This window comes from Aliivibrio sp. EL58 (assembly GCF_900312675.1).
Taxonomy (GTDB): domain Bacteria; phylum Pseudomonadota; class Gammaproteobacteria; order Enterobacterales; family Vibrionaceae; genus Aliivibrio.
The window spans coordinates 245,409-259,827 of sequence record NZ_OMPC01000012.1; the positions used below are offsets into that span (position 1 = coordinate 245,409).

The 14,419-nt window shown below is 38.2% G+C and carries 16 protein-coding genes; 15 read left to right on the forward strand and 1 reads right to left on the reverse strand.

All coding sequences use genetic code 11. The features are described 5' to 3' along the window. Positions 1-6 precede the first annotated feature (6 nt). Positions 7-858 carry a thymidylate synthase gene (locus ED622_RS19230; RefSeq protein WP_122036756.1) on the forward strand — a complete coding sequence of 284 codons (852 nt, stop codon included), beginning with the start codon at positions 7-9 and terminating at the stop codon, positions 856-858. Positions 859-902: 44 nt separating this feature from the next. Here ED622_RS19230 and ED622_RS19235 read toward each other — a convergent pair whose 3' ends face one another. After that, a complete protein-coding gene (locus ED622_RS19235; RefSeq protein ID WP_122036640.1) occupies positions 903-1,646 on the reverse strand; it encodes an AraC family transcriptional regulator in 744 nt (247 codons plus the stop codon). A gap of 187 nt (positions 1,647-1,833) precedes the next feature. Here ED622_RS19235 and ED622_RS19240 point away from each other — a divergent pair, with 187 nt between their 5' ends. The 14 genes from ED622_RS19240 to ED622_RS19305 are packed head-to-tail and all read left to right on the forward strand — an operon-like array spanning position 1,834 to position 14,411. Further along, complete coding sequence (locus ED622_RS19240; RefSeq protein ID WP_122036641.1) at positions 1,834-2,016, forward strand: Flp family type IVb pilin; 183 nt, start codon at positions 1,834-1,836, stop codon at positions 2,014-2,016. A gap of 52 nt (positions 2,017-2,068) precedes the next feature. Continuing rightward, positions 2,069-2,584 (forward strand): prepilin peptidase, encoded by a 516-nt coding sequence (locus ED622_RS19245; protein ID WP_122036642.1) that lies wholly within the window; start codon positions 2,069-2,071, stop codon positions 2,582-2,584. Positions 2,585-2,603: 19 nt separating this feature from the next. Beyond that, entirely contained in the window at positions 2,604-3,941 is a 1,338-nt protein-coding gene (locus tag ED622_RS19250) for an AAA family ATPase (protein WP_122036643.1), read from the forward strand. A gap of 4 nt (positions 3,942-3,945) precedes the next feature. Further along, on the forward strand, positions 3,946-4,698 hold the full coding sequence (gene cpaB / locus ED622_RS19255; protein WP_122036644.1) for a Flp pilus assembly protein CpaB: 753 nt from the start codon (positions 3,946-3,948) through the stop codon (positions 4,696-4,698). Between the two features lie 5 nt (positions 4,699-4,703). Then, on the forward strand, positions 4,704-6,185 hold the full coding sequence (locus ED622_RS19260) for a type II and III secretion system protein family protein (RefSeq protein ID WP_371413449.1): 1,482 nt from the start codon (positions 4,704-4,706) through the stop codon (positions 6,183-6,185). A gap of 12 nt (positions 6,186-6,197) precedes the next feature. Further along, positions 6,198-6,392, forward strand: a complete 195-nt coding sequence (locus ED622_RS19265) for a hypothetical protein (RefSeq protein WP_122036645.1) — start codon at positions 6,198-6,200, stop codon at positions 6,390-6,392. Between the two features lie 38 nt (positions 6,393-6,430). Next, complete coding sequence (locus ED622_RS19270) at positions 6,431-7,639, forward strand: TadE/TadG family type IV pilus assembly protein (RefSeq protein ID WP_122036646.1); 1,209 nt, start codon at positions 6,431-6,433, stop codon at positions 7,637-7,639. Position 7,640: 1 nt separating this feature from the next. Then, positions 7,641-8,075 (forward strand): TadE/TadG family type IV pilus assembly protein, encoded by a 435-nt coding sequence (locus ED622_RS19275; protein WP_122036647.1) that lies wholly within the window; start codon positions 7,641-7,643, stop codon positions 8,073-8,075. Then, complete coding sequence (locus ED622_RS19280) at positions 8,072-8,602, forward strand: TadE family protein (protein WP_122036648.1); 531 nt, start codon at positions 8,072-8,074, stop codon at positions 8,600-8,602. The genes ED622_RS19275 and ED622_RS19280 overlap by 4 nt, the downstream gene beginning before the upstream one ends. An 8-nt stretch (positions 8,603-8,610) precedes the next feature. Then, positions 8,611-9,825 carry an AAA family ATPase gene (locus ED622_RS19285; protein WP_122036649.1) on the forward strand — a complete coding sequence of 405 codons (1,215 nt, stop codon included), beginning with the start codon at positions 8,611-8,613 and terminating at the stop codon, positions 9,823-9,825. A gap of 19 nt (positions 9,826-9,844) precedes the next feature. Continuing rightward, entirely contained in the window at positions 9,845-11,311 is a 1,467-nt protein-coding gene (locus ED622_RS19290) for a CpaF family protein (RefSeq protein WP_122036650.1), read from the forward strand. An 11-nt stretch (positions 11,312-11,322) separates the two neighbouring features. Continuing rightward, positions 11,323-12,291 (forward strand): type II secretion system F family protein, encoded by a 969-nt coding sequence (locus ED622_RS19295; RefSeq protein ID WP_122036651.1) that lies wholly within the window; start codon positions 11,323-11,325, stop codon positions 12,289-12,291. Position 12,292: 1 nt separating this feature from the next. Further along, a complete protein-coding gene (locus ED622_RS19300; protein WP_122036652.1) occupies positions 12,293-13,243 on the forward strand; it encodes a type II secretion system F family protein in 951 nt (316 codons plus the stop codon). 10 nt (positions 13,244-13,253) lie between these two features. Next, positions 13,254-14,411, forward strand: a complete 1,158-nt coding sequence (locus ED622_RS19305) for a lipopolysaccharide assembly protein LapB (RefSeq protein ID WP_122036653.1) — start codon at positions 13,254-13,256, stop codon at positions 14,409-14,411. Positions 14,412-14,419: the final 8 nt, after the last annotated feature.

The window sequence follows — 14,419 nt, forward strand, 5'->3', positions numbered from 1 at the left end:
ATGACCGTGAAGCAGTATTTAGATTTATGCCAACGCATTGTTGATGAAGGTCACTGGATTGAAAACGAGCGCACTGGAAAGCGCTGTTTGACGGTGATTAATGCCGATTTAGCCTATGATGTTGCCAATGGTGAGTTTCCATTAGTAACGACACGTAAGAGTTTCTGGAAATCAGCCGTTGCTGAAATGATTGGTTATATTCGAGGTTATGATAACGCAGAAGATTTCCGCAAAATAGGTACTAAAACTTGGGATGCGAATGCGAACCTAAACGACGTTTGGCTTAATAGCGCTCACCGAAAAGGTGAAGATGACATGGGCCGAGTATATGGGGTTCAAGGGCGTTCGTGGGCAAAACCAAATGGTGAGTTTGTCGATCAACTGAAAAAGATCATTGATGATTTAAGCGCTGGTATTGATGACCGCGGTGAGATTTTAAATTTCTACAACCCTGGTGAGTTTGATATGGGCTGTTTGCGTCCGTGCATGTACTCACACCATTTTTCGCTATTAGGGGACACTCTGTACTTAAATAGTACTCAACGCTCGTGTGATGTTCCACTAGGCCTTAATTTCAATATGGTTCAAGTCTATTTTCTGTTGGCTATTGTGGCTCAAATAACAGGGCATAAAGCAGGTAAGGCTTATCATAAGATCGTTAATGGTCATATCTATGAAGATCAGCTTGAATTGATGAAAGAAGTTCAGTTAAAGCGTGAGCCATTGAAAGCCCCAATCTTTAAAATAAACCCTAAGATTAAATCATTAGAAGATTTAGAAACCTGGGTAACAATGGATGATTTTGAAGTGATTGGCTATGAAAGCCATGAAGCGATTAAGTATCCTTTTTCTGTGTAAAATGTAATTTCTCCCCCTCTTTAAAGTAACAAAAGAGGGGGGCATTATCTATTTAGCAATGTTTTTTTTCTGAACTCTCCTGGACTTATCCCCGCTTTCTTTTTAAAGATACGAGTAAAATAAGACACATCATTATAGCCACATTGGTAAGCTATAATGGCAATCTTAATATTATAATCTTCAATTAGTAATTTTTTTGCTTTGTTAATTCTCTTTGAACAAAGGTAATCTCTAAAACTAACTCCAGTTTCTTGATGAAAAAATTTAGAAAAATAAGTAATGGAGTAATGACAATAATCTGCTACGTCGATTTCTCTTAATTGTTCAGATAAATTATTATCTATATACTTTAGTATATTAAGAATGTTTCTATTTGATTGTTCACTTTGTTTTGTCAATAGGATATCTGAATGGTCTCCTATAGGTTCTATATGGGGCCTAAAAGAGTTTATTTTTATTTTTTCTAGTTCTGATTTTAATGTTGTATTATTTTCATTCAAATTTATCTTAATGTGGTTGTTTTGTTCTATATCTTTATCAATAAAAAGTGTATCGCTATGAAATATTAATAATACTTTGTTTAGGTTAATACACATGTTTAAACAAATATTTAGTAAGTATTTATCACTTATTTTATTGAAGTTATAAGCGACCATATGTACCGAAGATGAACTTATTATTGATACGTCATAGTCAATTTCTATAATATTAAATTCACTTTCTATAATATCCTTTTTATCTTCTAAACTATCGATTGATTTTCCTAACCAATATAATGCTTTATTCATAATGGATACCTATTAAAAAATATAAGTCACTATTCTAGTGTAGACGTTATTTTTAATATATTTATTAAGCATAGGACATTTGCAGAAAAGTTCAAGAAGAGAGCAAGAAAGTCCTAACCAATATATAAACTTAGGGTCTAGGTTTATAAGGCAACCTAAATAACAGATGAAATACACGGAGTATATTATGAATAAGTTTATTAATAGTTGTAAAGAATTTATGCAAGATGAAGAAGGTTTGACAATTGTCGAGTATGTAATTGGTGCGGCATTGTTAGTGACAGCTTTCTTGGCTGTTGATCCTTGGGCTGCATTAGAAACAAAATTAACCGATACAATAGATGCAGTTCCAACAGGTGCCGCGCCTTAAAATTAACTGCCTAGAACTTGGCTTTTAGTTAAAGGAAATACTGGAGAAAGGTATGCTGCTTAATTTATTGATATGGTCAATATTATTTATGATTGGAATTAGTGATACTGAAAAGCACCGTATCCCGAATAAATTGTTATTTATACTTATATTTTTGGTCATTATTGAGTGGGCAGCAATAAATCCCTCTTTAGCTGTTTTACAAGAAAAAGCGTTAGGTGGAATATTAATGTTTGCTATTGGCTTATTACTTTTTTTCTTAAAAGCAATGGCTCCTGGAGACGTTAAATTACTTGCAGTTGTTGGGTTTCTTGTTGGATTGCCACAACTTCAGTCTGTTGGATACTGGGTTATTATTGCAGCTGGACTTGTTGGTGTTTTTTATGCTTTTTATTATTCAATAGAGTCTCCCCGGTTTGGTAATAGAGCAAAGAAAAACACCAATAAACTCACTATTCAGCAAGAAGCCCTAGTGCTTGCTACTCGAAATACGGTAATGAAAAAAACGGTGATGCCTTTTGCGCCAGCGGTCGTTATTGGACTTGCTCTTCATCAATATTTCTTATAAGTATAATTTTGGAGTCTCTATGAACAGAGTAGATAAGGAGGTTGATAATCATAAATTGGTACCGCAAGTTGATGCACCACGTGTGGCAATTTCAATTGATGAACTAGATATTCCTCAAACGGTCGTAGAAAACTTGGTCCTTAAGCATTTATCTGCTTATCCAAAATCAGATGTTTTGCATCTTGTTCGTTTGCTGGGGATTAACAGTCACATCATTGAAGAGTTATTAGCATTATTAAGAAAGAAGTCACATGTTGAAGTTTTTCAATCAGAGCAATATTCCCAATCCTCGACGAATAGTCATGTGCGTTACGCACTTTCAGAACTGGGGAATATTGCTGCTGATTCTGCCTTTCAAAAAGATCCGTATTTAGGGCCAGTGCCCGTCTCACTATCAGAGTATAAACGTATTGTTGAATCGCAAGATTTACGGCTAAATGCAATATCAAAAACTGCACTAGAGACTGCTTTTAATGATGTTCATGGTGCAGAAAGATTAGTGTCTACATTAGGCCCCGCTATTAATTCAGGACGAGCTCTACTGTTATATGGAGATGCAGGGACAGGGAAAAGCTTTGTCGCCGTTCGATTACTAAATGCGTTAAATACCTCTGTGTATATTCCTTACGCTGTTTATGCCAGTGGCAATACGGTTAAGGTTTTTTCAGAACAGCATCACCATATTATTGATCATAATCACGTCAATGATACCTGCCATTTTAAACTGCAATACGATAGACGCTGGATCTTATGTGAGCGTCCTAATGTACAGGTAGGGGGTGAGTTAACAATGGACATGTTAGAGGTCAATCATACCGAACATAACCGTGTGTGGATGGCGCCCTTACAGATGATGGCTAATAACGGTATTTTAATTATTGATGATTTAGGTCGCCAACCTATGCCGGTTACGACGTTATTGAATCGCTGGATTGTACCAATGGAATATGGATTTGATTATCTTTCATTGCCTAACGGTCAACAGATAACCATACCATTCACACTAACGCTAGCTTTCTCAAGTAACTTGTCACCACAAGAGATTGCCGATCCTGCGTTTTTACGACGCTTAGGCTATAAAGTGCAATTTACTGCGCTATTACAATCAGAATATAGAGAATTATGGGAATGGGTTGCAAGCAGTGTCGACATTACTCTTCCTGAAGAAACATATAACAAATTGTATGAACTACACCATACATCTCATGTCGAGTACTTGCCTTGTTTACCTAAAGATCTTGCAGGGATATGTCGCGATATTGTGACATTTGAAGAGCTAACACCTTGGGTAACCCCTTCAATAATTGATCGCGCTTGGGCACTGTATTTTACCAATGATGAGCAACAAGGAGGGTAAGATTATGAGCCGGATGCAATTGGTTTTCTTATTTTTATTATCAATAATTCTGGGGTTAGGTGCTGTTTTTTTTGCAAAGCAGTGGATGGATACTCAAGTTCAGCCTGAAGTTGAGGTTGAGGTCGTTGAGCGGCACCCTGTCGTTGTATCACTACAAGAAATGCCCGCAGGTACCGTGATTGAAGAGCAGCATCTTGCGGTTAAATTACTCGAATTAGCATGGCAAGATGAATATCAATTTGTCGCAATAGAAGATGTGATTGGTAAGGTTGTCACTAATACTATTTATCCTGATGAAATAATTAATAAATTTCGTATTGCAGCTCCTGGTGAAGGCGCGTCTCTTGCCGCAATTATCCCAAATAATAAACGAGCGGTGACGATTCGAGTCAATGATGTTATTGGGGTAGCCGGATTTCTATTACCGGGTAATAAAGTCGATGTACTTAATACCGTTAAATATGGGAAATCGAATGCCAGAACTTCAACAGTATTGAAAGATATTAGAGTACTCGCTGTAGACCAAACGGCTAAAACCAGAGACAACACTCCTGTTATTGTTCGTGCGGTTACTCTTGAGGTATCACCTAGAGAGGCTGAAAAATTATTAACGGCAAACATGAAAGGGGAGATCCAGCTTGCACTACGAAATCCGCATGAGCCCATAGAGAAAGTGACACGTAGAAAATACACCGCACCACCAAGTGTCACCATTATTAAAGGGACTCAGTCATCTAACATTCGAGTTAAGGATTGAGGCTTATGATGAACTTAAAATTATCAGTATGGATTGGATTTATCACGATAAGTTTTCTTACGATTAGCTTATCAGGGTATGCCGCCACACAAACAGGAAAAACCGTAACCGTTGCTCACCATAAGTCGACTCATGTTGTTTTATCGGGTAAGGCGAAGCAAGTGTCCCTTGGGGATCCTGAAGTATTGGACATTGTAATTTTAAAATCGAATGAAGTTTTTTTGATAGGTAAAAAATTAGGCTCAACCAATTTAATGGCTTGGGATAGTAGAGGCACACTTATTGAGTCGTTTAATATTGAAGTTACCCATGATCTTAATAATCTAAAAGCTAAGCTATATGAATTTTTACCTGATGAAACAATTAATATTCACAGTGCGCAGGGTAAGCTAGTTCTTAGCGGACAAGTGAGCACCTTAGAGAATATGCAAACCGCGATTAAAATTGCAGAGACCTATGCCCCAGCAGAAGCGGTTGATGATGCGGATGCAAATAAAAATCAAGAAGACAGCAGCAACATTATTAACTTAATGACCATCGGTGGTGCTCAACAAGTCATGCTAGAAGTGACGGTTGCCGAAGTACAACGAAGTCTCGTTCGTCGTTTTGATTCTAATTTTCACTTCTTTCAAAACAGCGGAAATTTCTCATGGGGTGCCACCTCTGCTGGTGGGATCATTGATGATGTTGGTGGGATCTTAGGGCCAGTATTTAATGCCCCTGGGATAGATAGTACCGGTTTATTAGCCACTTTTGTTGACAGTAATACCCTTTTTACCTTCGCTTTAGATGTCGCAAAACAGAATGGATTAGCCAAAGTATTAGCCGAGCCAAACCTTACTGCTCTTAGTGGAACCAAAGCAGAGTTTCTTGCAGGTGGTGAGTTCCCAATTCCTGTTCCTGATGATGACGGTATCGTTATTGAATATAAAGAATATGGGGTTGGTTTGAAATTTGTTCCTACCGTATTAAGCGATAAAAAAATCAATTTGAATCTATCTGTTGATGTGAGTGAGATTGCCAATTCGGGTTCATTGACTATCACGCCTGATTTATCTAATGCTAGCTATTATATCCCACCAATCACCCGTCGTAGTGCATCATCAACATTAGAGTTAGCAGATGGTCAAACGATTGGTATTGCAGGACTACTCAGTGAAAATGTTCGTGATGTGACCAGTAAAATGCCAGGTTTTGGTGAGATCCCCGTGCTAGGTCAACTCTTTAATAGTCAAGAGTATATTTCAGGCGAAACAGAACTTGTGATTTTAGTGACTCCTCGATTAGCAAAACCGGTAGACCGTTCAAAAATATCGTTACCGACAGATGCCTTTGTTGACCCTAATGACATGGAATATTACTTATTAGGCCGAGCTTCTTACATTGATGAAGAGATGAATCGACGTACCGATGATAATAAAGAAAATCAATCAGTTGCTCCAACCAGTCAAGGTGGTTCAGAAGGTAATTTTGGGCACGCTCTATAAAAGGAGAACAACATGAATATTATAAAGAGTACATTTTTATTTTTATTATGCAGTGGCGTTCTGTTTGGGTGTGCCAATGATGAACCTTTAGGGAAATCGGTTTATATATTGAAAGATGAGCAAACGTATAACAAGAATGCTACCGAAGATAATATTGGGTTTGTCCCAACTGGAAGTGCAATAAAAGAAGGCCAACAAAAAGAATAATTGATTGTTATTAGTAAGGGGTTACCCAGGAGGTAACGATGAACAAACTATCTAGAAAAAGAGTTGCAAAACAAAAAGGCCTAACCTTAGTGTTAGTGACCCTAGCGATGATTATCTTATTGGGTTTTGCTGCTCTTGCCATTGATGTTAATCATGCCTTATTAAACAAAACCCGTTTGCAAAATGCGGTAGATACCGCTGCATTATCAGCTGCGGTTTTGCTCGATGCTGGTAATGATGAAGACACCGTAAGATCTTCTGTGGGAGAGGCGTTAACTAATGCGATGGCCGCAACGGGTAATTCTGAATTCACAATCCCCAATACGTCGATTTCTGTGACTTTGTCTAACGATCCCCTAACGTTTGGAGGGGCATATAACCATGCTTTAGAAAGCTATGTCAGGGTTGCCGTTTCTAACATATCACTAAATAGCTTTTTCTTATCTTATTTTGGTATTGATAAATTTGTCGCAGCAAGTGCCGTTGCAGGGCCTAGCTCTTCAATTACACATGTATGTAATGTCGTACCAATGGCCGTTTGTGCTGCAACTCATAGTGGTAGTGATGATTTCTTAGGTTATGACTTTGGTGAGATTTATGCCTTAAAAGTAGCGAGCACTAGTCAAACTGAAATGGGGCCAGGGAACTTTCAGCTACTCGATTTTGGTTCTGGTGCCAGTACGGTTCGTAATGCGCTGGCTGGTGGGTTTGAAGGCTGTGTTGATGTGAATAATCAAGCAGATACAAAACCAGGTGGTAGTGTTGGCCCCGTTGGACAAGGACTTAATACTCGTTTTGGGGATTATGGCGCAGGATTAAGTGAGAGTGATTACCCTTCAGATGTGTATATCAAAGAGCCTAATGATTTAGCGACAATTGATGGCGATGGTAATGTTGAGTACAGCGACTCTTTTAATTATGCCAACTATAAAGCCGCGTCAGCATCTTGTATTGATGGAGGTGGAGATGGGTATTGTCGTACGGGAGAGGTTGAGCGAAGAGTTCTTTCAATTCCAATGGTTAATTGTGCAGGCTCTGGTGGTGGCTCAACAACGTTACCGATTACAGCAATAGGGTGTTTTTTCTTAATTCAAAAAGCACCAACCAATAATTCAGGGCAACAAGCTGTGTTTGGTGAGTTTATTGAAGATTGCACGATAGTGAATGGTTCCACAGGGATTATTCCAAGCAATGAAGGGCCTTATAGACTCCAATTGTATAAAGATCCTCTGAGTGGGGAGTCTTAATATGAACATATACCTGAAAAAATCTCAGAACGGTATTGCTGCGGTCGAGTTTATTCTCATATTTCCTTTGTTGCTTATTTTAATGGTGGCATTAAGTGAAATTGGATCATTATTGGTCAAATACAATACTCTTAATAAATTAGTTCAAAATGCATCTCGCTACGCGGTGAGTAATATTTATGGAACCGCGACAACAGACCAAATAGCGCCGATTAGCGATATAAAAAATATTGTTTTATACGGTGATGATTCAGGCAGTGGAACTCCGGCATTGGACTCTCTAACTGCTGAGAATATAACGGTCGTCCATAATAATAATTTTGTTACTGTCACTGCGAGTTATGACTATGTGCCATTTATAGAAGAAATTCCTGTATTTGATATCCCATTAACCATCACTATTTCAGCGTCTTCAATGATGAGGACAGGATTATGATTAAGCAACGAAGAAATAAACAAAAAGGGATAACGATTATTGAATTTACCTTAATTGTTCTAACGGTAATGTTAATGCTGATTGGCATTATAGAGATTGGACGTTATGTATTTTCATTACAAATGATGAATGAAATGACAAGAAAGGCGGCTCGTTTAGCAACGGTATGCTACGTGTTAGATCAAAATGAGATACCGACTATGGATGAGGTTGTCGAGAACTACCCGGCAGATTTTGAGGCGGAAAATTTAGTCATTGAGTATTTAGACAGTTCGGGAACGGCTGTAGATCTGACTAATTACGGAGCATTAAGCGCAGAGGCTCAAGGCAGTCTATTTGCAACTATTCGCTTTGTAAGAGCGAGAGTGATTAATTATCAGTATCAATTTAATGGGTTATTAAGCTTTATTGGAACCAGTGGATTACTAACAATGCCCGAGTTTCAAACCACATTACCAGCTGAGAGCCTTGGTGTTGTAAGGCCACGAGAAGATGACGATGACTCAGGAGTCATTATTGATTGCTAGGGGTTTATATGGGTATGGAAAATCAACGAAGCGAATACAATGACAAATGCTCTAGTTTAAAAACCAATTTAGTCATTTGGCATATATATGCGACAGAAGCTTATGATCAACATATGAGAACAGAGTTTGCTACATGTAGGAACTTGAACGTTGAATCTATGCTATTGGATGTACTGGATGCGAAACACCTTTTAAATTTATCAGCTCCAGATTTGATCTTTATTGAAACGGCAGAGGGCTGGGCTAAAAAAGTCATTGAACTTCAAGGGTATGAGTTACCTAGTGGCGATCATGAATCATCACTGATAGCTTTGGGTGACGAGAATAATAATGAGGCGCTGAAAACCGCATTACGTTTAGGTGCGTCTGATTTTCTGTCTGATCGGGTCATGATTGATGAAATGATGCCCATGTTAAAAAGAACAGCAGAAGAAAAAGTCGCCAATAGAAATTTGGGTGAGTTGTGTCTGTTTATCAATACAAAAGGGGGCTCTGGCGCGACAACCTTAGCACTTAATACCGCAATAGATATCGCATCAACGAATCCAAATAATGTGCTTTTACTTGATATAGATATGCAGTTTGGGGTCATTGCGGAATATCTTAATATCACCCCCAAATACAGTATTACCGATGCGATTTCTAGTGTCCGAGATCTTGATGAAGTATCACTCAGTGGTTTTGTATCAAAGCACTCTTCCGGCTTACACATATTGAGTTTTAGACATGAAGATGGCAATGACGAGTATGAGAAAGCCAAAAAATTAAGTAAATTATTGCCACTGCTTAGACAGTTTTACTCGTATATTATTGTCGATCTTTCTCGTGGTATTGACCATGTATTTTCCCCAATTTTCTCCCCTGCGACTCATCTGTTTCTAGTAATGCAGCAAAGCTTGGTCTCTATTAGTAATACCACCAGAATAATACGCAACTTGAAATACGATTATGGCGTGACTTCTGAGCAGATCGAGCTTGTGGTTAATCGTTATGAAAAACGTCAATCAATAAAGTTAAGCGATATAGAAAAAGCCATTCCTGGGGTGAATTACTATTTAATTCCCAATGATTTTAAAGTTGTGATTGAGAGTGCCAATTTAGGTACACCATTTGTTGAAGTTAAAAAAAGAAGTGCAATTACAAAATCAATTCAGGAGTTATCACACAGCTTCGCACCTTTACAAAATGAACCTACGGGTTGGTTTGGTAAATTATTTTCTTAAATAATATCGAGGATTGGTTATGTTTTTTAAGCGTAAGAATATAAATCCAGAATTTGAAGAAAAAGCAAAAAACACCATAGAGCCGGTTATTATTAAAGAGGAAGTTAAAGAGGCGAATGGGGCTGAAGTTATTGCTATTAGAGAAGATAAGCAGAACCAGAAAAAGAAAGAGTCTGATGCAAAAATACAAGCGGTAGATGATGCGAGAAAGGTATTAGAACAAGAGCTTGATACCAAGCACTTCTACCATAAAAAATTATTAGAAACGTTAGATTTAGGGTTACTTTCTAGCTTAGAGAAAGAGCGTGCAAAGAATGATTTGCATGAAGCGGTTATTCAATTGATGTCTGAAGATTCAACGCATCCTCTTAGTGCTGAAGGAAGAAAGCGTGTTATTCGCCAAATAGAAGATGAAGTTTTCGGTCTTGGTCCTTTAGAGCCGTTACTGAGTGATGCAACGGTTTCCGATATTCTGGTTAACGGCGCAAAGAGTGTTTTTGTTGAGCGTTTTGGTAAATTAGAAAAAACACCTTATACCTTTCTAGATGATAGACATTTAAGAAATATTATTGATCGAATAGTGAGTCAAGTCGGACGACGAATTGATGAATCTTCCCCAATGGTTGATGCGCGTTTAAAAGATGGTTCTAGGGTTAATGCCATTATTCCCCCACTAGCGATTGATGGCCCTTCAATATCAATTCGACGCTTTGCTGTGGATCGCCTAACCGTTGAAAATATGGTCAATTTAGATTCTTTGTCAGACCCAATGGCTCACTTCTTAGACGCCGCGGTGAAAGGCGAATTAAATATTCTTATTGCGGGTGGGACAGGCTCAGGGAAAACCACAACACTAAATATATTTTCTAGTTTTATCCCTGATGATCAACGAATTGTCACCATAGAAGACTCAGCCGAACTACAATTACAGCAGCCTCATGTTATACGTCTTGAAACTCGTCCTGAAAATTTAGAGGGAAAAGGGGCTATTGGGCAACGAGAATTAGTGAAGAACTCCCTACGTATGCGTCCAGATAGAATAGTGGTGGGGGAGGTGCGTGGCAGTGAAGCCGTAGATATGTTAGCGGCAATGAATACAGGTCACGATGGGTCATTAACGACCATTCATGCTAATACACCGAGGGATGCATTAAGCCGAATTGAAAATATGTTTTCGATGGCTGGGTGGAGTATATCAACTAAGAATCTTCGTTCTCAAATTGCCTCTGCAATTCACTTAGTGGTTCAGATGGATCGACAAGAGGATGGGAAGCGTCGAATGATCAGTGTGCAAGAGATTAACGGCATGGAAGGAGAGGTAATTACCATGTCAGAAATCTTCAAATTTCAACGAACTGGCATAAATGAAGATGGGGATGTCATGGGGTATTACACTGCAACAGGAGTGGTGCCTAGCTGTTATGACAAATTAGCGAAAAGAGGAATAGTACTGCCGTTTGAGCTATTCCATGAAGAAGACCTCTAAAGGAGGCAATTATGCAAAGTAATCCGACCTTATTTTTTATCTTACTTTTTTCTGCTGTTTTTTTAATATCACAGGTTTTAATACTTCCTGCTGCGGGGCAAAAAGCTAAGCATAAAGAGTTAACTAAGCGCTTAAAAGCTACGCGCAGTAAATTAGATGAAGAGAGTCGAAATCTATTAAATGAGCATTATCTTGCGAGTTTATCACCTTATGATAAGGCGTTGGTTAAGTTTGATATGCTTGCTCAAACTAAGAGGTTGATTGAACTTGCAGGGTTAAAATATAGCTTAAGTGAAGTGCTGATAGTGACTTTGGGTATCGGCAGTATAGCCTGTCTTATTTCTATATTAACCAATCAGTTATGGTTTGTGTCTGTCACTGTCTTTTTTTCAGTATGGTTTATACTTTATTTTTACTTGAATAAAAAAATATCAAATAGATTAAATGCGTTTGAAGAGCAGCTACCCGATGCGCTGGATATTATTCGTCGAATGTTACAAACCGGTCAGCCTTTAACTCAAGCCTTTAATGAAGTAGGTAATGAAATGCCAGCCCCAATAGGGGTTGAGTTTAAAAACACCTTTAATTTATTAACTTATGGTTATGATTTACGTTTGGCTATTTTGCAAATGGCGGATCGCTCTCCAACTGTGTCAATGTTAGCTTTTTCAAGTGCGGTACTGCTTCAAAAAGATACTGGTGGTAACTTATCTGAAAACTTGGAAAAGGTGTCAAACGTATTACGTGCTCGATTTAAACTATCGAGAAAGATAAAAACAATATCTGCAGAAAGTCGTATGTCAGCATGGATATTGGTGCTCGCCCCTTTTTTACTTTTCATTACAATGTCATTCGCGAAACCGGAATATCTTGAACCCTTCTATATCGATCCTCGAGGACTCACAATGGTTAGCTATGGCGCGGTTAGTCTATTCTTTGGTGCTATGTGGATAAGAAAAATAATCAGTTTTGAGGTGTGATATGAACGATATTATGGAGTGGTTCTCATACATTGGAAGCTCAGAAATAAAGCGAGAATGGTTTGTGTTAGGGATAATTTTATTTGCAACCTCATTACTTGTTTTATCTGTCGGTTTTATCCTGAGTGGGATAAATTCACCATTAAGAAAGAAATTAAATCGATTATCGGTAAAACCATCACCAACTTTAAAATCAAATGAAAAAATTGATGGGACTCTTGAATCTCTTTCTCCTGTTATAGCGCCAACCAGTGTTAAAGAGCGCGAATCAACGCGTCGTAAGTTAATGCATGCAGGGTTTCATGATAAACGCACATTAACCAATTTTTATGCCCTGAAAGTGCTTTCTGTCATCGTTGGTTTATTTGTCGCTGCGGTGGTTTATTTTATGCTTCCCGAACTAGCGATGATTAAATTTATCATGTTAGCGATTGTTTTTATTTCACTGCTTATCCCTGGTTTTATTCTTAACCATTTAATTTCAAAACGACAGCTGAGTATTCGTAAGGGGATGCCTGATGCTCTGGACCTATTAGTTGTTTGTACTGAATCTGGATTAGGGTTTCTTCCTGCATTGCGTCGAGTGTCTGATGAGCTTACGATTTCTCATAGTGAGTTAGCTGATGAGCTTTATACCGTGAGTGCAAAAATAAAAGCCGGAGTTGAAATGCCAGATGCCTTTAATGAATTCATTGAACGGACTGGAGTGGTGGAGTTTTCAGGGTTAGTCAGTATCCTTTCACATGCCTCTCGTGTTGGAGGAAGCATAGCTCAAACACTGCGCGATTATACGGAAGATCTCCGTGATAGACGTAATCAAGAAATAGAAGAAATTGCCGCAAAAATACCAACCAAAATGTTATTTCCAATGCTTTTATTTATCTGGCCTTGTTTTTTTATTGTCGCACTCGGCCCGGCGTTAATTACGCTATCTAAAGCTTTTTCTAATTAAGGAGTCTGAGATGAAAACGATAAAAAAATTAGGATTTTGCATCATACTGTCTTTATTTTTAACAGCGTGTGCTTCAAAAGAAGATAAGCCCTCTGAATATGAAACGAATTTGTATGACGGTAAGCCGATAGAGTCATTAACTCAAGAAGAGGCGCCAGAAACTGAGGTGGAGGCAATAACAAGAGGTGATGTCTCTCTTCAACAGGGGAATATTGATCTCGCGTTATATGAATATATTCGGTCATTATCATATCCAGAAGCTCAGCATCAAGCGAGAACCTTAGTAAATATTGGGCGTATTCATGAACTACGAAATTCAGACTCGTTAGCAGAAAAAGCCTACTTGATGTCATTAGATTTTGATCCTAATGGGGTAGAACCTCTAGAAAAGTTAGGAGCAATATACACAGAAAAAGGCATGATTAGAGAGGGGAAGAGTTATTTTTATCGCGCTCTCAATGCTGATCAGATCCGCTTGGAAAGTAATCTAATAATCAAAGGCAATGAAACGGTGTTCCCTGAAGATATTAGCCAACTTTCGATTGATGAAGCGTCACCTGCGTTAGCTTATATGGGGTTAGGTATTTTGTCTGATACTGAGGGTGATCACATGTTAGCTGAGCAGTTCTATCAAAAAGCATTAATTATTAAACCTAATTCGGTCAAAGTATTAATTAACTTTGGCTACTCTTATTACATGAATGCTAATTATATGGATGCTCAACGTTACACCATGTGGGCTCTTAACCGTTCACCAGAAAATGAAAAAGCACAAAATAATCTTGCGTTAATTTATCTTGCACAAGGGGACATCAAACGTGCAATTAATACTTTCATGCGACATATGGAAGCACCAGAAGCATTAAATAATGTCGGTTACTTTCTTATTCTACAAGGGCGTCCAGAAGAGGCTGTACCGTATTTAGAGCAAGCTATTGATAAAAAGGCCTCTTACTATCGTGTTGCTAATGAAAACCTAAATAGAGCTTTAGAAGAGATGAGGATCCAAGAAGAGAGTGGAGAAGATTCGATGGGGATTGATGAGCCGATTATTGTTATTCGTCACACTGAAGCAATAGATTTAAGTAATGAGATAGGTGAAGAGCCCAAAATAGAAGATATTTTAGAGGCGGGTTTAGAAGATAAGAAAGAAACTGAAACAAATTAAGGTTTGAA